The 20,488-nt window shown below is 57.6% G+C and carries 16 protein-coding genes, 1 other RNA gene and 1 pseudogene; 10 read left to right on the top strand and 8 right to left on the bottom strand.

Translation table 11 applies throughout. The features are described 5' to 3' along the window. The first annotated feature begins 138 nt into the window (after window positions 1-138). The 9 genes from CKW19_RS13905 to CKW19_RS13865 all read left to right on the top strand — a co-directional run bounded on the left by CKW19_RS13905 (window position 139) and on the right by CKW19_RS13865 (window position 10,730). Complete coding sequence (locus CKW19_RS13905; protein ID WP_095058358.1) at window positions 139-1,833, top strand: lactate permease LctP family transporter; 1,695 nt, start codon at window positions 139-141, stop codon at window positions 1,831-1,833. Between the two features lie 150 nt (window positions 1,834-1,983). Next, window positions 1,984-2,808, top strand: coding sequence for a (Fe-S)-binding protein (locus CKW19_RS13900; RefSeq protein ID WP_095058357.1), 825 nt, complete (start codon window positions 1,984-1,986; stop codon window positions 2,806-2,808). Next, window positions 2,805-4,259 (top strand): LutB/LldF family L-lactate oxidation iron-sulfur protein, encoded by a 1,455-nt coding sequence (locus CKW19_RS13895; protein ID WP_095058356.1) that lies wholly within the window; start codon window positions 2,805-2,807, stop codon window positions 4,257-4,259. The genes CKW19_RS13900 and CKW19_RS13895 overlap by 4 nt, the downstream gene beginning before the upstream one ends. Then, a complete protein-coding gene (locus CKW19_RS13890) occupies window positions 4,259-4,930 on the top strand; it encodes a lactate utilization protein C (RefSeq protein ID WP_095058355.1) in 672 nt (223 codons plus the stop codon). Before CKW19_RS13895 ends, CKW19_RS13890 begins: the two co-directional genes overlap by 1 nt. Next, window positions 4,927-7,737, top strand: coding sequence for an FAD-binding and (Fe-S)-binding domain-containing protein (locus CKW19_RS13885; protein ID WP_095058354.1), 2,811 nt, complete (start codon window positions 4,927-4,929; stop codon window positions 7,735-7,737). The genes CKW19_RS13890 and CKW19_RS13885 overlap by 4 nt, the downstream gene beginning before the upstream one ends. 201 nt (window positions 7,738-7,938) lie before the next feature. Next, complete coding sequence (locus CKW19_RS13880) at window positions 7,939-8,211, top strand: hypothetical protein (RefSeq protein WP_095058353.1); 273 nt, start codon at window positions 7,939-7,941, stop codon at window positions 8,209-8,211. 308 nt (window positions 8,212-8,519) lie between these two features. Further along, window positions 8,520-8,798 (top strand): hypothetical protein, encoded by a 279-nt coding sequence (locus tag CKW19_RS13875; protein WP_095058352.1) that lies wholly within the window; start codon window positions 8,520-8,522, stop codon window positions 8,796-8,798. A 94-nt stretch (window positions 8,799-8,892) separates the two neighbouring features. Further along, window positions 8,893-9,289, top strand: a transfer-messenger RNA (tmRNA) gene (gene ssrA, locus CKW19_RS13870). A 184-nt stretch (window positions 9,290-9,473) separates the two neighbouring features. Next, complete coding sequence (locus CKW19_RS13865) at window positions 9,474-10,730, top strand: integrase domain-containing protein (protein WP_095058351.1); 1,257 nt, start codon at window positions 9,474-9,476, stop codon at window positions 10,728-10,730. 285 nt (window positions 10,731-11,015) lie between these two features. Here CKW19_RS13865 and CKW19_RS13855 read toward each other — a convergent pair whose 3' ends face one another. Both CKW19_RS13855 and CKW19_RS13850 read right to left on the bottom strand, forming a co-directional pair. Next, window positions 11,016-11,900 (bottom strand): viperin family antiviral radical SAM protein, encoded by an 885-nt coding sequence (locus CKW19_RS13855; RefSeq protein ID WP_218232090.1) that lies wholly within the window; start codon window positions 11,898-11,900, stop codon window positions 11,016-11,018. Window positions 11,901-11,975: 75 nt separating this feature from the next. Continuing rightward, complete coding sequence (locus CKW19_RS13850) at window positions 11,976-13,850, bottom strand: hypothetical protein (RefSeq protein ID WP_143498528.1); 1,875 nt, start codon at window positions 13,848-13,850, stop codon at window positions 11,976-11,978. Window positions 13,851-14,711: 861 nt separating this feature from the next. Between CKW19_RS13850 and CKW19_RS28900 the strand changes: the two genes are divergently transcribed. Then, the gene (locus CKW19_RS28900; protein WP_256580338.1) at window positions 14,712-14,972 is read left to right on the top strand and encodes a hypothetical protein; all 261 of its coding nucleotides are present in this window, start codon (window positions 14,712-14,714) and stop codon (window positions 14,970-14,972) included. Here CKW19_RS28900 and CKW19_RS13840 read toward each other — a convergent pair. From CKW19_RS13840 to CKW19_RS13810, 6 genes and pseudogenes are all read right to left on the bottom strand, one after another. Next, entirely contained in the window at window positions 14,950-15,318 is a 369-nt protein-coding gene (locus tag CKW19_RS13840) for a glyoxalase superfamily protein (RefSeq protein WP_095058347.1), read from the bottom strand. The two genes, CKW19_RS28900 and CKW19_RS13840, sit on opposite strands and share 23 nt — an antisense overlap. Before the next feature lie 235 nt (window positions 15,319-15,553). Next, window positions 15,554-17,011 (bottom strand): amidohydrolase family protein, encoded by a 1,458-nt coding sequence (locus CKW19_RS13830; protein WP_095058346.1) that lies wholly within the window; start codon window positions 17,009-17,011, stop codon window positions 15,554-15,556. A gap of 1 nt (window position 17,012) precedes the next feature. After that, window positions 17,013-17,108: pseudogene (locus tag CKW19_RS13825) on the bottom strand (MurR/RpiR family transcriptional regulator); the annotation flags it as partial. A gap of 11 nt (window positions 17,109-17,119) precedes the next feature. Next, window positions 17,120-18,565: a SulP family inorganic anion transporter gene (locus CKW19_RS13820; RefSeq protein WP_095058345.1), complete on the bottom strand. Its 1,446-nt coding sequence runs from the start codon at window positions 18,563-18,565 to the stop codon at window positions 17,120-17,122. A 183-nt stretch (window positions 18,566-18,748) separates the two neighbouring features. After that, window positions 18,749-19,660 (bottom strand): LysR family transcriptional regulator, encoded by a 912-nt coding sequence (locus tag CKW19_RS13815; protein WP_095058344.1) that lies wholly within the window; start codon window positions 19,658-19,660, stop codon window positions 18,749-18,751. Between the two features lie 108 nt (window positions 19,661-19,768). Beyond that, a complete protein-coding gene (locus CKW19_RS13810; RefSeq protein ID WP_095058343.1) occupies window positions 19,769-20,359 on the bottom strand; it encodes an NAD(P)H-dependent oxidoreductase in 591 nt (196 codons plus the stop codon). Between the last annotated feature and the right edge of the window lie 129 nt (window positions 20,360-20,488).

The following is a 20,488-nucleotide window of genomic DNA, read 5'->3' as shown; positions in this document are numbered from 1 at the left end:
ACAAAAGTTTTAGGGCGGCAAATTGACACACCACCTACAAGGCTTTTACCCTAGCGAACAGCGATTGTAAATTGGTATTACCAATTATCCAAGAACGCTGATCAGTGCCTGACCAACAACAATTAGGGGCCACCCCATATGCAAACCTGGCAACAGCTCTATAGCCCGCTCGGCAGCCTCGGCCTGTCCGCACTCGCGGCTGTTATCCCCATCGTATTTTTCTTCCTGGCTTTGGCGGTGTTCCGCATGAAAGGTCACGTGGCCGGCAGCATCACGCTGGCCTTGTCGATCCTGGTGGCGATCTTTGCCTTCCAGATGCCGGTCGACATGGCGTTCGCCGCCGCCGGATATGGCTTCGCCTACGGCTTGTGGCCGATTGCCTGGATCATCGTTGCAGCGGTATTCCTCTACAAACTGACGGTCAAGAGCGGTCAGTTCGAGGTCATCCGCAGTTCAGTGCTGTCGATCACCGACGATCAGCGCCTGCAAGTGCTGTTGATTGGTTTCTGCTTCGGCGCCTTCCTCGAAGGTGCAGCCGGTTTCGGCGCACCGGTAGCGATTACCGCGGCACTGCTGGTAGGCCTGGGGTTCAACCCGCTGTACGCCGCAGGCCTGTGCCTGATCGCAAACACCGCGCCGGTAGCCTTCGGCGCCTTGGGCATTCCGATCATCGTTGCCGGGCAAGTCACCGGCATCGACGCCTTCAAGATCGGCGCCATGACCGGTCGCCAGCTGCCGCTGCTGTCGCTGTTCGTGCCGTTCTGGCTGGTGTTCATGATGGATGGCCTGCGCGGCGTGCGTGAAACCTGGCCGGCGGCGCTGGTCGCGGGCTTGAGTTTTGCCGTCACTCAATACTTCACCTCGAACTTCATCGGCCCTGAACTGCCGGACATCACCTCGGCCCTGGCCAGCCTGATTTCCCTGACTTTGTTCCTGAAGGTCTGGCAACCCAAACGCGCCGCAGGCCAACACATCGTCGGTGCTGTTTCCGCCTCGGTGGTCAGCGCCAGCGTCGGCGGTTTTGGCCAGAAGCGCACCACCGTGGCGTCGCCCTACAGCCTCGGGGAAATTTTCAAGGCCTGGTCGCCGTTCCTGATCCTGACCGTACTGGTCACCATCTGGACCCTGAAGCCGTTCAAGGCGATGTTCGCCGCCGGCGGCTCGATGTACAGCTTCGTATTCAACTTCGCTATCCCGCACCTGGATCAACTGGTGATCAAGGTCGCACCGATCGTGGCCGCGCCAACCGCCCTTCCGGCAGTGTTCAAGCTTGACCCGATCTCCGCGACCGGCACGGCGATTTTCTTCTCTGCACTGATCTCGATGCTGGTGCTGAAGATCAATATCAAAACTGGTCTGACCACTTTGAAAGAGACCTTCTACGAACTGCGCTGGCCGATCCTGTCCATCGGTATGGTGCTGGCCTTCGCCTTCGTCACCAACTACTCGGGCATGTCTTCGACCATGGCCCTGGTATTGGCAGGCACTGGCGCGGCGTTCCCGTTCTTCTCGCCATTCCTCGGCTGGCTGGGCGTGTTCCTGACCGGTTCGGATACCTCGTCCAACGCGTTGTTCAGCTCGCTGCAAGCAACCACCGCACACCAGATCGGCGTCAACGACACCTTGCTGGTGGCGGCGAACACCAGCGGCGGCGTGACCGGCAAGATGATTTCGCCACAGTCGATCGCGGTGGCCTGCGCGGCGACGGGCCTTGTGGGCAAAGAATCGGATCTGTTCCGCTTCACCCTCAAGCACAGCCTATTCTTTGCAACAATCGTCGGCCTGATCACACTGGCCCAGGCCTACTGGTTCACCGGCATGCTGGTGCACTAAGGACTACAAGAAACACAGAAAAAACCGACGCCGGGCCACGACCCCGGCGTCAGCTATTCACACCCCGGTCTGTAAGGCCGCTGAAAGTTTCCCTCTCTATATTCAGCGGCCTCAACGGACGAATAACCGGGACCACCCGGAGACCGCCTGATGAGCGAGCTTTTTTACAACGCTGTGCCGAATGCGACCCGTGTCGCCCCGCCACTGCCCGAGCCTCGGCAATATCCCAGCGAAAAACCGGCCCGGGTCTACCTGTTCGGGACTTGCGTGGTCGACTTGTTCTACCCGGAAGCCGGGATGGACGCGATCCACTTGCTGGAACGCGAAGGCATTCGTGTCGAGTACCCGCAAGGGCAAAGCTGCTGCGGTCAACCGGCCTACACCTCGGGTTACACCGAACAGGCAAGGACCGTGGCGCGCTCACAACTGGCGCTGTTTGCCGGTGACTATCCGGTGGTGGTGCCGTCAGGTTCTTGTGCCGGCATGTTGCGCGAACACTATGCCGACTTGTTCAAGGACGAGCCGGACACGTTGCAACAGGTTCAGGCCCTGGCGGCCAGGACCTATGAACTCGCCGAGTTCCTGCTGTTCGTCTGCAAGGTGCAACTCAAGGACAGCGGCGAGCCGGTAAAAGTAGCGCTGCACACGTCGTGCTCGGCACGTCGCGAGATGAACACCCACCTGCACGGCCGTGAGTTGTTGGCGCAGTTGAACAACGTGGAGCGCGTCAACCACAGTCACGAAAGTGAATGCTGTGGCTTCGGTGGGACTTTCAGCGTCCGTATGCCAGACATTTCCGGCGCGATGGTGGCTGACAAGACCCGGTCGTTGAAGGAATCCGGCGCACACAAGATTTTGAGCGCCGATTGCGGCTGTCTGATGAACATCAACGGCTCGCTGGAAAAACAGAAAGAAGCGCTGCGCGGTCAGCATCTGGCCAGTTTCCTCTGGCAGCGAACCGGGGGTGCCCAATGAGCACTTCCTCGATTATTCCTACGGTCGCCGTAGAAGAAGATTTTCGCACCCGCGCCCACAACGCGCTGGGTGATGCGCAATTGCGAGGCAACTTTCGCAAGGCGATGGATTCACTGATGACCAAACGGGCAGCCGCTTTCAGCGATACCCACGAAAGAGAACACCTGCGCGCGCTGGGCAATGCTGTCCGCGCCCGTGCGTTATCCAAGTTGCCCGAGCTGCTCGAACAACTGGAACAGAACCTGACCCGCAACGGTGTGACAGTGCACTGGGCGGAAACGGTGGACGAAGCCAATGGCATCGTCCTCTCGATCATCCGCGCTCACGAGGGGCGGCAAGTGATCAAGGGTAAATCGATGGTCAGCGAAGAGATGGAGATGAACCATGTCCTCGCTGAACAGGGCATTGAATGCCTGGAATCGGACATGGGCGAGTACATCGTCCAGCTCGACCACGAGAAACCTTCACACATAATCATGCCGGCGATCCACAAGAACGCCGGTCAGGTCGCGTCCTTGTTCCACGACAAACTTGGCGTGGAATACACCAAGGACGTAGACCAACTCATTCAGATCGGTCGCAGGGTCCTGCGGCAGAAATTCTTTGAAGCGGACATCGGCGTTTCCGGCGTCAACTTCGCCGTCGCCGAAACCGGCACCCTGCTGTTGGTGGAAAACGAAGGCAACGGCCGCATGACCACCACGGTGCCGCCGGTGCACATTGCCGTCACCGGCATTGAGAAAGTCGTGGAAAACCTGCGCGACGTGGTGCCGTTGCTGTCATTGCTGACCCGCTCGGCGCTTGGCATTCCAATCACTACCTACGTCAACATGATCTCTGGCCCGCGCAAAGAGCATGAACTCGACGGCCCTCAAGAAGTGCACCTGGTCTTGCTGGATAACGGTCGCAGCCAGGCGTTTGCCGACAGCGAACTGCGCCAGACCCTGAACTGCATTCGTTGCGGCGCCTGTATGAATCATTGCCCGGTGTACACCCGAATCGGCGGTCACGCCTATGGGGAGGTTTACCCTGGGCCTATCGGAAAAATCATCACCCCGCACATGGTCGGCCTGGCAAAAGTGCCGGATCATCCGAGCGCATCGTCGCTGTGCGGTGCCTGCGGTGAAGTTTGCCCGGTGAAAATTCCGATCCCTGCACTGTTGCGGCGTCTGCGGGAAGAAAACGTCAAAGCCCCGGACAGCCCTCATCAAGTGATGCGCGGCCAGGGCAGCAAGTACTCGCGCAAAGAGCGGTTCATCTGGAATGCCTGGGCCAAGCTCAACAGCTCGCCGACGCTCTATCGCCTGTTCGGTTTCTTTGCCACGCGCCTGCGCGCCCTCACGCCGAGCAATGTCGGCCCGTGGACGCAAAACCACAGCGCACCGAAACCCGCTGCCCGCTCGCTGCATGACATGGCCCGTGAACATTTGGCCAAACAGGGAGACCGTTGATGAGTGCCAAGCAAAATATCCTCGCCAAGCTGCGCAAAAGTCTGACAGGCACCACACCGGTGGCTGACGACTTCGATGTCGATCTGGTGACGCAGCCTTACACTTACACGCCGGAACAACGTATCCCGCAGTTGCGCAAGTTGATGGAAGCGGTACACACGGAAATTCATCTGACGTCCGGCGAAGAGTGGCCGACGCTACTCGCGCAATTGCTGCGGGACCGCCAGTTGCCGAGTCTGCTGATCGCACCGACAACGCCCCACGGTCAACGGATCACGCAGCACTGGACGAACAATCCCGGCCTGCCAATGCTAAAAACCTACGACCGTCCGGTTGAAGAATGGAAAGCCGAGTTGTTCAACGACACCCCGGCGAGCCTGACCGGCACCCTCGGTGCCATCGCGGCCACGGGCAGCCTGATTATCTGGCCGACCCGGGAAGAGCCCCGCTTGATGAGCCTGGTGCCACCCGTGCATTTCGCCCTGCTCAAGGCCAGTGAAATCCGCGACAACTTCTATCAGGTGCAGCAGGAATTCGAATGGGCGCAAGGCATGCCGACCAACGCGTTGCTGGTGTCCGGCCCGTCGAAAACAGCCGACATCGAGCAAGTACTGGCGTACGGCGCCCACGGTCCGAAGGACATGGTGGTGCTGATTCTGGAGGACCAATGAGTCTACCGGCCGCTTTCCTGCGTGATGTGCAACAACTGATTCCTCAGGTGCGACGTTTCGACGACCCGTTATCAACCCTCGCCTTCGGCACCGACGCGAGTTTCTACCGGCTGATTCCCAAACTGGTGATACGCGTCGAGTCCGAAGATGAAGTGGTGGCACTACTGAAACTCGCCCAGCGCGATCAGGTCCCGGTGACCTTTCGCGCCGCTGGCACCAGCCTGTCCGGCCAGGCCATCAGCGACTCGGTGTTGATCGTGCTGGGGGATAACTGGAACGGTCGCGAGATTCGCGGGCAAGGCACACAAATTCGATTGCAACCGGGCGTTATCGGCGCCCAGGCCAACGCGTGGCTGGCACCGTTCGGACGCAAGATCGGCCCGGACCCGGCTTCGATCAACGCCTGCAAAATCGGCGGGATCGTCGCCAACAATGCCAGCGGCATGTGCTGCGGTACGGCACAAAACACCTATCACACCCTGGCCGGGATTCGCCTTGTGCTGGCTGACGGCAGCCGTCTCGATACTGAAGACGCTGCCAGTGTTGCAGCCTTTCGTCAGTCTCACGCCACATTGCTGGAACGTCTGGCGACATTGGGTCGCGAGACCCGCGCAAACGCCGAACTGGCTGCAAAAATTCGCCACAAATACCGTCTGAAAAATACCACTGGCCTGTCACTCAATGCCCTGGTGGATTTCGACGAGCCTGTGGATATCTTGAGCCACTTGCTGGTCGGCTCCGAGGGCACGCTCGGCTTCATCAGTGCGGTGACCTACGACACCGTGATCGACCACCCGAACAAAGCCTCGGCGTTGATCGTGTTCCCGGATGTGGAAACCTGTTGCAACGCTGTGACTGTGCTGAAAAGCCAACCAGTGGCGGCCGTGGAACTGCTGGACCGCCGTAGCCTGCGATCAGTGCAGGACAAACCTGGCATGCCCGCTTTCGTACAGCATCTGTCGAACAATGCCTGCGCCTTGCTGATCGAATCCCGCGCCGCGTCGCCCACCTTGCTGCACGAACAACTTGCGCAAATCATGGCGTCGCTGAAGGCGTTTCCGGTGGAAAAGCAGGTCGACTTCACCGAAGACCCGCAGGAAAACGCCCGTCTCTGGGCCATCCGCAAAGACACCTTCCCGGCCGTCGGCGCGGTGCGCAAGACCGGCACCACGGTGATCATCGAAGACGTCACCTTCCCGGTCGAACAACTGGCTATCGGCGTCAACCGTCTGATCGAGTTGTTCGACAAACATCACTACGACGAAGCGATCCTTTTCGGACACGCTCTGGAAGGTAATCTGCACTTCGTCTTCACCCAAGGCTTCAATAACCCGGAAGAAGTCGCACGCTATCAGGCGTTCATGGACGACGTGGCGCAATTGGTGGCGGTGGAGTTCGGCGGTTCGCTGAAGGCCGAACACGGCACCGGGCGCAACATGGCACCTTTCGTCGAGCTGGAATGGGGCAGTGATGCCTACCAGTTGATGTGGCAGCTCAAGCGCTTGCTCGACCCCAATGGCATTCTCAATCCGGACGTGGTGCTCAGTGACGATCCGCAGATCCACCTCAAACACCTCAAGCCGCTGCCGGCCGCTGACGAGATTGTGGACAAGTGCATCGAGTGCGGCTTCTGCGAACCGGTCTGCCCGTCGAAAGGACTGACCCTGAGCCCGCGCCAGCGCATCGTGATCTGGCGTGACATTCAAGCGAAAAAGCGCGCAGGCATCGACACGTCAGAACTCGAAGCCGCTTATGAATATCAAGGCATCGACACCTGTGCCGCGACCGGCCTCTGCGCACAACGTTGCCCCGTAGGCATCAATACCGGCGAGCTGGTGAAAAAGCTCCGCAGCCGGAAAGCGACGCATACGAAAACCGCCAACTGGCTTGAAAGCAATTTCGCCACAGCGCTGCAAAGTGCACGTTTCACCTTGCACGTGGCCAATGGTGCGCGAATGTTGTTGGGCGCACCAAGACTGGCGAAGTTGTCGGCGACCTTGACGCGCCTGTCCAAAGGACAGGTCCCGCAGTGGACCAACGCGATGCCGCAACCGGAAAAAGCCATTCGTTTCAGTCCAGCGGTGACCGATGCGCGCCCTCGAGTGGTCTATCTGGCGGCGTGTGTATCCCGCGCCATGGGCCCGGCTGCGGGTGACACGGAACAAATGTCGCTGCACGACAAGACCCGTGGCCTGCTGGAAAAGGCCGGTTACCAAGTGGTGTTCCCGGATAACCTGGACAGCCTTTGCTGCGGCCAACCCTTCGCGTCCAAAGGCTATGCCGAACAAGCCGAGCACAAACGACAGGAATTGATCGGTGCCCTGCTCCACGCCAGCCGTGGCGGGCTCGACCCGATCTATTGCGACACCAGCCCCTGCACCTTGCGCCTGGTTCAGGACCTGGGTGAGGCCCGCCTGGACCTGTACGACCCGGTGCGTTTCATCCGCACTCACTTGATGGATCGCCTGGCGTTCACGCCACAGGACGCACCGATTGCCGTGCACGTAACGTGCAGTACGCAGCACCTGGGGGAAAGCCAGGCGCTGATCGATCTGGCGCGCAAGTGCAGCAAAAACGTGGTGATTCCCGAAGGCATTCACTGCTGCGGCTTCGCCGGTGACAAAGGTTTCACCACGCCGGAGTTGAACGCCCACTCGTTGCGCACGCTCAAGGATGCGGTACAACAATGCAGTGAAGGGATCTCCACCAGCCGCACCTGTGAGATCGGTCTGACGCAACATGGCGGCATTGACTACCACGGACTAGTTTATCTGGTGGACCGCGTTACCCAGGCTAGGGAGCCCTGAAATCTGGACCTCATGGCAGGCGCATCAATGCGCCTTCCTTAATACTTCTTGCCGGAATCAACAGTTCTACAGCAGAAAAATAGAACCCTGCCGTGCCACCGCAGTCCACTGATCAAGTCCTGCAAAACGTGGGACATCAAAAACTCGGCAGCCCGTTTTGACGGCCAGCGACGCCTGGCCTTTAAGCCCAAGGAGAAATATATGAATCGTTCCGTTCTATTAGGTCTGTTCGTTACTGCTTCGCTTATGGCTTCCCCTTCGTTCGCCGCAGAAGACCTTTGCGCGGTCAACCTGAAAACCATCGAAAACGGCAAGGCACAGATTCCTCCAGAAATGGCTGATCAGGTAAAAGCCTCCGTCGAGCAAGCCAAAGCCGACCAGGCAAAAGGCACCAAGGAAGGCACTGATGATTGCATCGCCGAGACCAACGACATCATCAAGGCCGTCTCCGACTCGAAAAAAGGCGGGAAGTAACTCGGCCTAGGGCCACGTTGGCGTACATCGACAACGGAGCATTGGCAGCCGGGAGCTCAAAGCCCGGCTGCGCTCGCTACGAAGCAAACCAAAACCCGCCAGTTGCGGGTTTTGTTGTATCTGGGGTTTGGAACTGTGTAACCGCTGCATCACTGGAAAAGCTCGACACGCCTTCAGAAAAAACCGAATTCTTGCGTTGAATCGTAGTCTTTGAGATAGGCCCCGTCAGATCGCGACTGATTTTTCGGGCTCGGCTTGGCCGTCCGCTCATACGGCAGCACCGAGACCATCAGCTCAAGGAGATACCCATGAAACGCACCACACTCGCGGGCCTGTTCATAGCTGCTGCCATGCTGGCCTCTCCTGTATTTGCTGCGGACAACAACCTTTGTACGAGCAAGTTGCAAGAGCTCAAAGGCAAAGTGAATGCGCTGCCGGCGACCGCCACAAACACCTCAATGGAGATCAAAAGACTGATGTCCAGCGCCGAAGCCTCACAAGCCTCCGGAGACGACAATAAATGCGTCACCGAGGCCACGCAGGCGTTGGCACTCGTTGACAAACAGAGCACCCAACCAAGCCCATGATCGGTGGTAACCAACCTTCGGGTTGGCCTTCCCGGGCGTGATGACGTACACTGTGTACGCCTGCTGCTCACTTGATTCACAGAGCATCAGGCTCGGGGCCGTTTAGGATTCGACGCCGGTTGCGAAACTTTAGGTGCATGCCGAGTTGGTAACAGAACTCGTAAATCCACTGTTGCAACTACTTATAGTTGCCAATGACGAAAACTACGGCCAGGAATTCGCTCTCGCTGCGTAAGCAGCCTTAGCCCTGAGCTTCTGGTACCTTCGGGTCCAGCAATCACCAGGGGATGTCTGTAAACCCAAAGTGATTGTCATATAGAACAGAATCGCCGTGCAGTACGTTGTGGACGAAGCGGCTAAAACTTACACAACTCGCCCAAAGCACCCTGCCCGTCGGGTCGCTGAGGGTTAACTTAATAGACACGGCTACGCATGTAGTACCGACAGCGGAGTACTGGCGGACGGGGGTTCAAATCCCCCCGGCTCCACCAAATATACATCTAAGGGCGTCCACGGACGTCCTTTTTTGTGCCTGAAATCCAGCAAATACGGGGCTTTCAGCGCCATCAGTGTCCGCAATCGTCCAACAAGATCTATGTCTTTCGGTATTCCAAATGGTATTCCAAGCCCACAGGTGCTAATTTTTGGAATACCAAAACCCTCCATGGAATACCAATGTGCGCTCAAGCTACTCGCCTTTCTGAACTCAAGATCAAAGCCGCCAAGCCTTTAGAGAAGGATTACGTCCTGGTCGATGGCGACGGCCTGCAGATGCGAGTGAGAATCAATGGCTCTAAGCTATGGAACTTTAACTACTACCATCCTGTAACCAAGAAGCGCATCAACATGGGCCTTGGCGCATACCCTGAGCTATCTCTTGCCCGAGCAAGGAAAATGACCATTGAGGCAAGGGAGCTCCTTGCTACTGGTATTGATCCGAAAGAGCAGCGAGATACCCTGAAGCAGGCTAAGAAGGCTGAAACCGAACATACTTTTCAGAACGTAGCGACGGCTTGGTACGAGCTCAAAAAAGACTCAGTAACGCCAGCTTATGCTGAGGACATCTGGCGTTCGCTGACGCTGCATGTTTTTCCGGATTTAGGCACCACACCGATCTCAGCCCTCAGCGCACCACAAGTCATCAACCTGCTTCGGCCACTCGAAACCAAAGGCAGCCTTGAAACCGTTAAACGGCTGTCACAGCGCCTCAACGAGATCATGACCTATGGGGTCAACTCAGGACTCATTCACGCAAATCCGCTCAGCGGGATTCGCTCAGTCTTCAAGAAGCCGAAAAAGAAAAACATGGCTGCACTCGCTCCCGATGAGCTGAAAGAGCTCATGGTGGCAATTGCCAATGCCAGCATAAAAAGGACGACACGCTGCCTAATCGAATGGCAGCTCAACACCATGACCCGTCCAGCAGAAGCAGCCACCACCCGCTGGGCCGATATCGACTTCGAAAAGCGTATTTGGACGATCCCAGCTGAACGCATGAAAAAGCGCCGCATACATATCGTGCCGCTCACTGAGCAAGCACTGGCGCTTTTGGAGGCAATCAAACCCTACAGCGGACACCGGGAATACGTGTTTCCTGCAGACCGGAACCCTCGAACCCACTGCAACAGCCAGACTGCCAACATGGCATTAAAGCGTATGGGCTTCGAAGGGCGCCTGGTAAGCCATGGCATGCGCTCAATGGCCAGCACTATCCTCAACGAACACGGCTGGGATCCTGAGTTGATTGAAGTAGCACTTGCCCACGTCGACAAAGACGAGGTTCGCAGCGCCTATAACCGGGCGGACTACATCGAACGCAGACGACCGATGATGGCCTGGTGGAGCGAACACATTCAGGAAGCAGCAACCGGAAATCTGTCAGTGTCAGCAATGACGGAAAATCGGGACAGGAAAGTCGTTTCGATACGCTGACAAGCTTATCCCTGACCAGGAGCAAGCAGTGCCGTTCCAGGTCAGGGACACCCAACAAGTGCTAAGTATCTGGCACGGAATGGATAGTACTCACCAGACGCCTGACAGCATGCAAGAAGTTATCAAATGCGCGGTAATCGCTTGGAGTGGAAGGCACGCTGACAAAACCTCTTCCTTCGGGCGGGCGAATGCGGCCATGAGAGCGCCCCGACTGATATGACCAACCCTCAGCGAGAAGACTCCTAATCAGCAGATTGATGTCCTTGGATGAGCTGTATCTTCTCATTATCGCCCCACCACCAATGCATCCCGATACCTCGCAGCATATGCGCCGGCCGAAAAGCGCCATTCGCTGAACGCACGCTCCACACCAATCACATCAATAGGGTTGCTGTAGTGGTAACCCTTCTGGCCGGCTGTGTTCTGAAAGAAGCGGCCCAGCGGGTCGATCATAATGTACGACTCAGTCATGTCATCATTACCCTCAACACACATCACGTCATGAAAAGCGTCATGCCGCGCAACGAAGGCGAGAAAGTCCTCAGAAGAAACCGCCAGATCACTGGTTACTACCTGCAGCATGCGCAACACTTTCCATCGATGTGGCACAAGCGCATGCATGATCGGCGACATGTCTTCTTGGTGGTTCAGCGCATTGACCACTGTATTGACTTTCAATCGCAGAGCCGAATTCTGCGACTTTGCGCGCACTAGCATTTCCGGGAGCGAGTCCACGTCCAGCAAAGAACCACGGCTGTCGACGCGACCAATGCCGATGTTCTTGGTAGGATCCGCTGAATCCAGACTCAGTCCGAGCATGGAAACCAGCGGTGCGAGTCGGTCAATCAAGTCGTTAGTGAGCCGGCTACCATTGGTGATAATGGAAGTCGTCATTCCCTTGCTCCTCGCGTAATCCAGCACGCGAAGCGAAGCATCTTGATACAGCAGCGGCTCTCCACCGGCCAGGTTCAAACGAATGCTGGACCACGACATGTGCTGAGTGAGCGGATTGGCATCGTTCCCCGGATGAAAGAATGCCTGCAGTTCATCGAGCAAATTACGGACGCGACTCCAGTCATGCAGCAACTCCCCGCCGGCACCATCCCATTTCGCGTAGCAGTAGCGGCACTTGTAGTTACAGGCTTCAGTGATGTGCCAGTTGATAACCAATTCGGAGACCTGAGGACACACAGTCCCCTCTTCACGTCGGAGATACACCATTATTCAGCTCCTAGTGAAAGAGGGTTAGGCGTCGAGATGAGCGACGTAGCAAAGTCGGAACCCGACCTTGACGCCCTTGTAGCTCATCGTCATATGAACAGGGCAGAGATTGCGCTCAATTGAGCCACCAACAATAGATTGACCGGTTGCTACAGAGGCAATCGGCGCAGATCCATGCTGATAGTCAGACAACCACTCGCCGAAACCCGGTACCGAGAGGAATGGGACTCCTTCGTCGTTATCGACCCACTTCAGGTTCGGCCCGTAGTGCATGGAGCCGTCGGGGCGGTATCGATGCGAAGAGTTACCGCCCAGCTTGCCATCGCCACCAACAATGCCCCAGCCCAATTGCCCGTAGATGGGGTCGTCAGGCATCTCTCCATTCTTGACGACAAAGGAGCGCACTGATGAAACATGACTGAAGTCCATCGGTGGAGGGGCAACCTGCTGCCAATCTTCGATGGTCAGCAGCCGAACAGGAAGCCCCATCCGCTGCTCGTAGTCATGGCAATACGCGACAGCATCCAGCCAGGTTACGCTCACTGGAAGATCACTCAACTCCATGTTGATAGCGCCCAGATCACCGATTTTCTTGTTACGTGTTTTTTGAGCTTTCTCTTGCCTGGTGTGCCCCCAGTCTGACCTGCTACAAAAATCAAAAAAATCAGCGATCGTAACGAGGGGTGACACCATCAAGCAGCTCTCGCCAAGCCGATGCGGGATAAATTCATCGGATGCGACCCCGGTTTCAGTGCGTGGAAACCGGTACCCCTGGCTCGCAATAAGCTCGCGCTGAATAAGCTTCGCATAACCAGGCCAATTGGCCGCCGTTCCCCCTTCTGCGTAATGACGCGACTCCGCATCGTGCTCCAGCTTTTCCGCCCATGTGCCGGTTGCGAAATACAAATGCCCATCCAGCTTGCTTTGGTCCATCGCCTTGGGCACCTCGTCCTTCTTGAAGAACGGGTGAAGCGGGTTGGAGGAAAATTCCTTGTCGCGCTGATCACGAATGACCCAGTCAAAAGTGCCGTTAGCACCTTTCAGGAAGATGAGATTGGAATTTCCAGGAACAGGCAGCACGTCCACCCAACCATCATCGGAGCCTTCAATCTCTTTACGGAACAGCCGCAACAGTTGCAGCTCAAACGCCAGATCCTCCTCGGACATGTTGTAACTGCGCATCACCGGGTCACCCGCTGCAGGCTCCATGAGGTTACTGCCCATCATGTTGTACATACAGCCGATAAACTCGCTTACCGCGTTGAGCATCAACATCCGGCCTGTCATATCGAGATAATCGAGACCGCAACCATCCTGCATGTACTCTGCACGCAAGAGGATCTCATCCTCATGCTGCTCACAAAAAGCGTATCTCTGCTGGTCTGTCCACAATGCGCAACTAGCTACCTGGTCAAGATCCAGGCGACCGTATGCACGAGGGGCAAACAGGCAAGATCCCACACCGGTAAAGATTCGCTTTGGCAGTGGCAGACCCGAATTGAAAAGCCGATCCGCAACCTGTCGAGCCGTTAGAAATCCACCACCCCTCGGAGAATATGGCCACTTAATGAGATCGCTAGGCACTGACAAACCGTGCGCGGACAGAAGGTCAGTAATCTTATGTTGCTCGACCTCACGCCAGTCGCAGTACGACTTGGCGCCAAGGCTACGAGCAAGTGAGTCCTGAAGCGCAACCGACTTCATGGAGCGTGCGAGATGTTTAGGGATAGGGCGAGGCCAACGGCTGCGCAGCTGGTCTACAGCAAGACGGATATGGTCATGGTGAAGACCTTCGAGTCGCATAGACCAGAAGCGATCAGAACAACCTACTTTGGTGTTCGGCTTCTCAGTCAGGACATAGATGTCACGCGATGCGTGTAACAGATCAGAAATATTCACAGCTCTCTCCAACAAAGCCACGGCAACAAAGTACCGTGCTGCCTCAGGCAACAGGTCATAGTCAGCAAGGGATTTGGAGAGAGAGGGCAAGGCCCTTTGAGCCGATCAACTGAGGAGGCAACTGCTCAGCCGTGGTTGCTCAGGCACCACACGCACTCAAGCGATGGCCAGATCTTATTATCGAATATGACCCAATTACAAGACCTAGATTGTTAGCGATTCGATTCGAAAAATTCTCAGCCCCATATAACCGCAATGACATCACCACTAAAAAGGTTCCAACCATGTCATTGCAATGCCCCCGCTGTCACTCCCCCAAAATCACTGCTTTTCATCACGCCATGAAGATCGCCGCCGCAGTCGGCACCGTTGGCGGTGCTGCGCTTGGCGTCAGTACTGCACTGGCTGGCGGTCATCCAGCAAGCCGCTACCGGTAGCTTGTCGGTCTCAGCCGTTCAGGGAACAAGAGGTCTGAAAGTGGTATCGATGCGCTAAACGGGTAATAGTAACGACTTGCCTACTGAACTTGCCCCTATCAGACCAGACACCAACTCCCCGTTAATTTGATGCCGCCGCCAAGCTCCGAAACTCCATCGGTGAGAGGTATTTCAACGCACTGCGCGGATGCTCCTCGTTGTAATGTTCGAAGGCAATCGCCAGGTTTGCGACGGCTCCAGCCTATCAGGTGCATTCGACTCAACAAAATCTCAGTCATACATCACGAACCTGCACCCATCCGCATCAGGCATCCCCCAGACTCCATAGTCTCTCCATTTAAGCAGATCGCTCAGGCGACCTGCTTGATGGGCTCTATGCCCGTGCAATGACTTCATCCCGACTTTCTCGACAGGAACCCTGCACATGACCACTCAATGCCCACGCTGTCACTCCACCGCAGTCATCACCAAAGATTTGGGCAGGAAAATCGGCGCCCTGATTGGCACTGTTGGTGGCGCAGCCCAAGGCGTCACCGGCGCCATGGCCGGTGCCGAAATTGGCGCAGTAATCGGCGTAGTCGCTGGCCCCGCCGGTGTTGCTGCTGGTGGCATGGCTGGGGCCATTCTCGGGGGGCTACAGATGATCCCCTCTGAGGTTTTTTTCAAACACAGATCGCATTGGTAAACACCAACCGATTTCCAAACGGATCACTGATGGTCATGTCCTGGCTTCCCCAGGGCATGGCCTGAATCTGCGGATGCGCAAATTTGTATTCCTTGGCCAGCAACTGCTGCTGGAAGGCTTCCAGCTCATCGGTCTCGATGCGCAATGCCGAACCCGGCGAGCAGTCGCCGTGGTGCTCGGACAGATGCAGCACGCAATCGCCACGGGAAACCTGCAAGTACAGCGGGAAGTTGGCCTCGAAGCGGTGCTGCCAGTCGATTTTGAAACCCAGGAAGTCGACGTAGAACTCCACGGCCTTGGCTTCATCGAAAATACGCAGGATCGGAGTGGTTTTACCGAAACTCATCGGGTTGCTCCCAGACAATGAAAGACCTGTAGGAGCGAGCTTGCTCGCGAGGGTCGTTAACGATGACGCGTGTCTACTGGGTAAACGCTGCGCTCTTTTGTCCATCGCGAGCAAGCTTGCTCCTAAAAAATACGTAACCAAACAGCAATGGTAGCGGGCTTGATATCAGTCCTTCGGCCCGAAAATGTCATTCTTTAACATCGAAGTGCCACCATTGTGACGCACCGCTCAACCGTCACCGGAACCCTTCGCGCAAATCCCCTTCCCGCGCCAGGAACCGCCCTGCCCTGCGACCGTTGGCCTGACCGTCACGGTAACTCAAAACACCGTTGACCCACACGCCTTCGATGCCTTGCGCCGCACGTTGCGGATCATTGAAATCCGCGACATCACGAACCGTCGCCGGGTCGAACAACACCAGGTCTGCCCAATAACCTTCGCGGATCTCGCCTCGCGCTTTCAAACCGAATCGCGCCGCCGACAACCCGGTCATCTTGTGCACGGCGGTGTGCAGAGGGAACAGTCCTACGTCGCGGCTGAAATGTCCGAGCACCCGAGGGAATGCGCCCCACAATCGCGGGTGCGGGAACGGGTCTTCCGGCAAGCCGTCGGAACCGACCATCGATAACGGATGCGCGAGGATTCGTCGCACATCCGCCTCGTCCATTCCGTAGTACACCGCGCCAGCCGGTTGCAATTGGCGAGCGGTATCGAGCAGCGACAGGTTCCATTGCGCAGCGATGTCCACCAGGTCGCGCCCACCCATTTCCGGGTGCGGCGTGGACCAGGTGATGGTGATGCGATGGGCCTCGGTGACTTGCTTGAGATCCAGCGTCGAGGAGCTCGCCGCATAGGGATAACAGTCGCAGCCCACCGGATGGGTTTTCGCCGCCTCGTCCAGAGACGCCAGCAGTTGCGGACTGCGTCCCCAGTTACCGGCGCCGGCACATTTGAGGTGGGAAATGATCACCGGGGATTTTGCGTGACGGCCAATCTGGAACGCTTCGTCCATGGCCTCCAGCACCGGCTCGAATTCGCTGCGCAAGTGCGTGGTGTACACCGCGCCGAACGCCGTCAGTTCTTCGGTCAGTTGCATCACTTCGTCAGTGGTAGCCGAGAAGGCGCTGGCGTAGGCAAGACCGGTGGACAGGCCCAAAGCACCCGCCTCCAGACTCGCGCGCAGCTGTAAGCGCATCGCGGTGATTTCATCGGCGCTGGCGGTACGGAACAGGTCATCGAGGTGATTGCTGCGCAACGCGGTATGACCGACCAGCGCGGCAACGTTCAACGTGGTGTTCGCCATTTCGACCGCTGCGCGATAGTCGCGGAACGTCGGGTAAACAAACGCCGCAGCCGTGCCGAGCAGGTTCATCGGGTCCGGCGGATCGCCACGCAGACTGACCGGCGATGCGCTGATTCCGCAGTTGCCGACAATCACCGTGGTCACGCCCTGGCTGAGCTTGGGCAGCATCTGCGGTTGACGGATGACCACCGTGTCGTCGTGGGTGTGTACGTCAATGAAACCCGGCGCCAGCACATGGCCCGCCGCATCGAATTCTTCCTCGACGCACGCATCTTGCAAATCGCCAATACGCTCGATATGACCGTTCGCAATGGCCACGTCGGCGCGATAGCCGGGGCTGTTGCTGCCGTCGATGATCAGGGCGTTGCGAATCAGCGTGTCGTACTGCATGTCAGTCTCCCGGCGGCAAGTGATCGTCGCCGCCGCAATAATCGTCGAGGGCGAGTTTGATCCGCCGCAGACGCTCTTGGTTGTCTTCAGGACTGGCCCTGATTTGCTTTAGTCGTGATTCACCCGGGCGCGTTTCAACAGCTTCTTGCAGCGCTCAGACAAGCCCAGCACCCGCAGGTGTTTACCGGCCTTGTTGTAGCGTTCGCGCAGGGTGTCCAGAGCGGCAATGGCCGAGTAGTCGACGAAGCTCAGGTGACGGCAATCGAGCGTCACTTGCGCGGGATCGTTGGCCGGGTCGAACTGGTTGAGAAAGGGTGTCGTCGAGGCGAAGAACAGCGTGCCATGGAGGCGGTAAAGCTTGCTGCCGTCGTTTTCCAGATGACTGTCGGCGTACAGCTGCCGGGCCTGCTGCCAGGCAAAGTTCAGCGCCGCGATGATGATCCCGCAGAGCACCGCTGTGGCCAGATCAGTGAACACGGTGACCACCGTTACCGCGATGATCACCAGCACATCGTTCAGCGGCACTTTGTTCAGCACTCGCAACGACGCCCAGGCAAATGTCTGCTGCGACACCACGAACATCACCCCGACCAGCGCAGCGAGAGGAATGCGTTCGATCAGCGGCGACAGAAACAGAATAAACAGCAGGATCGACACCCCGGCCACCACGCCGGACAAACGCCCGCGACCACCGGAACTGAGGTTGATCACGGTCTGGCCGATCATGGCGCAACCGCCCATGCCGCCAAACACCCCGGACACCATGTTCGCCGCACCGAGCGCCACGCACTCGCGGTCCGGATAGCCGCGGCTCTCGGTGACTTCGTCGGTGAGGTTCAGGGTCAGCAGGGTTTCCAGCAAGCCGACCAGCGCCATCAGGATCGCGTAAGGCGCGATGATGCGCAGGGTTTCCAGGGTCCACGGAATGTCCGGCAGCGCCAGCATCGGCAAGCCACCGGCAATGTGCGCCATGTCACCCAGGGTGCGGGTCGGCAGGCCGAGCAGATAGACCGCCAGCCCCACGCCGAGAATCGCCACCAAGGCCGGCGGCACCGTGCGGGTCAGGCGCGGCAGTACGTAGACAATGGCCATGGTCACGGCAACCAGGCCGAGCATCATGTACAGCGGTGTTCCGCTCAGCCAGGTCTCACCGTCCTTGAAGTGTTCCAGTTGCGCCAGCGCAATGATGATCGCCAGGCCGTTGACGAAACCGAGCATCACCGGATGCGGCACCATGCGCACCAGTTTGCCGAGCTTGAGCAACCCGAACGCCATCATGATCAAACCGCCGAGCAGAACGGTAGCCAGCAGGTACTGGACACCGTGCTGCACCACCAGCGCGACGATCACCACCGCCATCGACCCGGCCGCGCCGGACACCATGCCCGGCCGCCCGCCGAACAGCGCGGTCAGCGTGCAAATGATGAACGCACCGTAAAGCCCCATCAGCGGATTGAGATGGGCCACCAGCGCGAAGGCGATGCATTCGGGCAACAGGGCAAAAGAGGTGGTGAGCCCGGCCAGGACATCGGCGCGTAGACGTTTTGGTTTCATGGAAGACCGCATGCAGGAAGTCGCGAAAAGAGTGTGCGGATGTTACGGAATCGTGGGCGACCCGGCCAGTTGTTGAGACCCTGGAAACGCCATCGCGAGCAAGCTCGCTCCTACAAAGAACGCGAGTTCCTGTGTGTGGCTTGCCCGCGATGAACGATGACGCGGTCTCAAGCGAAAGTAAAATCAACCACTGAAATCTGCCGACGCATACGCCGCCAATTTGCCCTGAATAAAGTCCAGGAAACACTGAATCCTCAGCGCCAGTTGCGAGTTGCGGTAATACACCGCGTTGATCGGCTGGCGATAACCGCTGTTGAACTCGGCCAACAACACTTTCAGCCGCCCGGCACGTATGTCCTCGATGGTCATGAAGTGCGAAAGACTGGCGATGCCCTGCCCCTCCAGAACGAGATGACGAATGGTCTCGCCGCTGGAGGCACTGAGCGATGTCTGGATCGGCCAGCGATCGCCATGCACATGTCGCAGCGGCCATTGATTCAAGCCTTCGTTCTGGGTGAAGCCCAGCAGTGTATGTTCGGCAAGCTCCGCCACCGCTGTCGGTGTGCCGTGTTTTTCCAGATAGGCCGGGCTGGCGACGATGTGCAGCGGACTGCAACCCAGGGATCTGGCGTGCAACGTGGAATCGGTCAGGGTGCCGATGCGGATGGCGATGTCGGTGCTTTGCTCCAGCAGATCGATGATCAGGTCGTTGCTGTTGAGTTCGAGCTGGATGTCCGGGTAGAGGCGGCGGAACTCATCGACGTAAGGCACGATGGCGTGAAGCATGAACGGCGAAGCGGCGTTGATCCGCAAGCGCCCGGACGGTGTTTGCTGGCGTGAAGTCAGGCGTTCTTCGAGTTCGTCCATCTGATCGAGAATCCGCTTGGCATGCTCGAAGAAATACTTGCCCTCCTCGGTCAGGTCCATGCGTCGCGTGGTGCGGTTGATCAGCGTGGTGTCGAGCTTGGCCTCCAGCCGCGAGAGCGTGCGGCTGACGGCCGAAGGTGTTTGCCCAACCTGCTCCGCCGCCGCAGAAATCGATCCGCACTCAATCACGCAGACGAAAATCTGCAACTCATCGGATCTGGCTTTCACGTGTGTCCTCTTTTCCGGATCGGCAAGATCGCAGCCTTCGGCAGCGCCTACAGGGCTGCGCTGAAGGCTGCGATCTTTTCAGCCGTTGTACCGGATAGTAGCCGAGTGTCAGGCCTTGAGACCAAACACCTCGGTCAAATGCTGCTCGTAGCGAACCACATCGGCTTCGATGTTCGGGCGTTTCATCACATCGACACACAGGAATGTCGGCAAACGGGTCATGCCCAGAAATTCGTTGGCCTTGTGAAACGGGAAGTACACCGCATCCACACCCTTGGCTTCGAAGAAGTCGGACGGGTCGTCGAAGGCTTGTTGCGGTGCGTTCCAGGTCAGCGACAGCATGTATTGCTTGCCGTGGATCAGGCCACCGCTGCCGTACTTCTGCGAAGCATCCGAACGGGTGCGGCCGTCACTCGCATAAAGGCTGCCGTGACCTTCGGTGAAGACTTCATCGATGTATTTCTTCACGGTCCATGGCGCGCCCATCCACCAGCCTGGCATTTGGTAAATGATCACATCGGCCCAGAGGAATTTCGCCACTTCTTCGGCGATGTCGTAGCCCTCGTCGATGAACGTGGTCTTGATATCCATTCCGCCACGGTCCAGCACGCTCAACGCCGCTTCGTGCAGGGTGGTGTTGTAGCGGCCATCGGAGTGGGCGAACTTTTTACCGCCATTGAGCAACAGGACTTTTTTCATGAGGGATCTCGGGAAGAGTTGAATTCGATGGCGGCAGAATATCGATCCGACTCACGCGGAATAAGCACCCGGCCCGCAAAACTCATTTGACCAATACGCACGAATCAATCATCCATTATTGACTTAGAA

The sequence above is a fragment of the Pseudomonas sp. Irchel s3f7 genome (genome assembly GCF_900187615.1).
Taxonomy (GTDB): Bacteria; Pseudomonadota; Gammaproteobacteria; order Pseudomonadales; family Pseudomonadaceae; genus Aquipseudomonas.
This window is presented reverse-complemented; position numbering and strand designations above follow the sequence as displayed.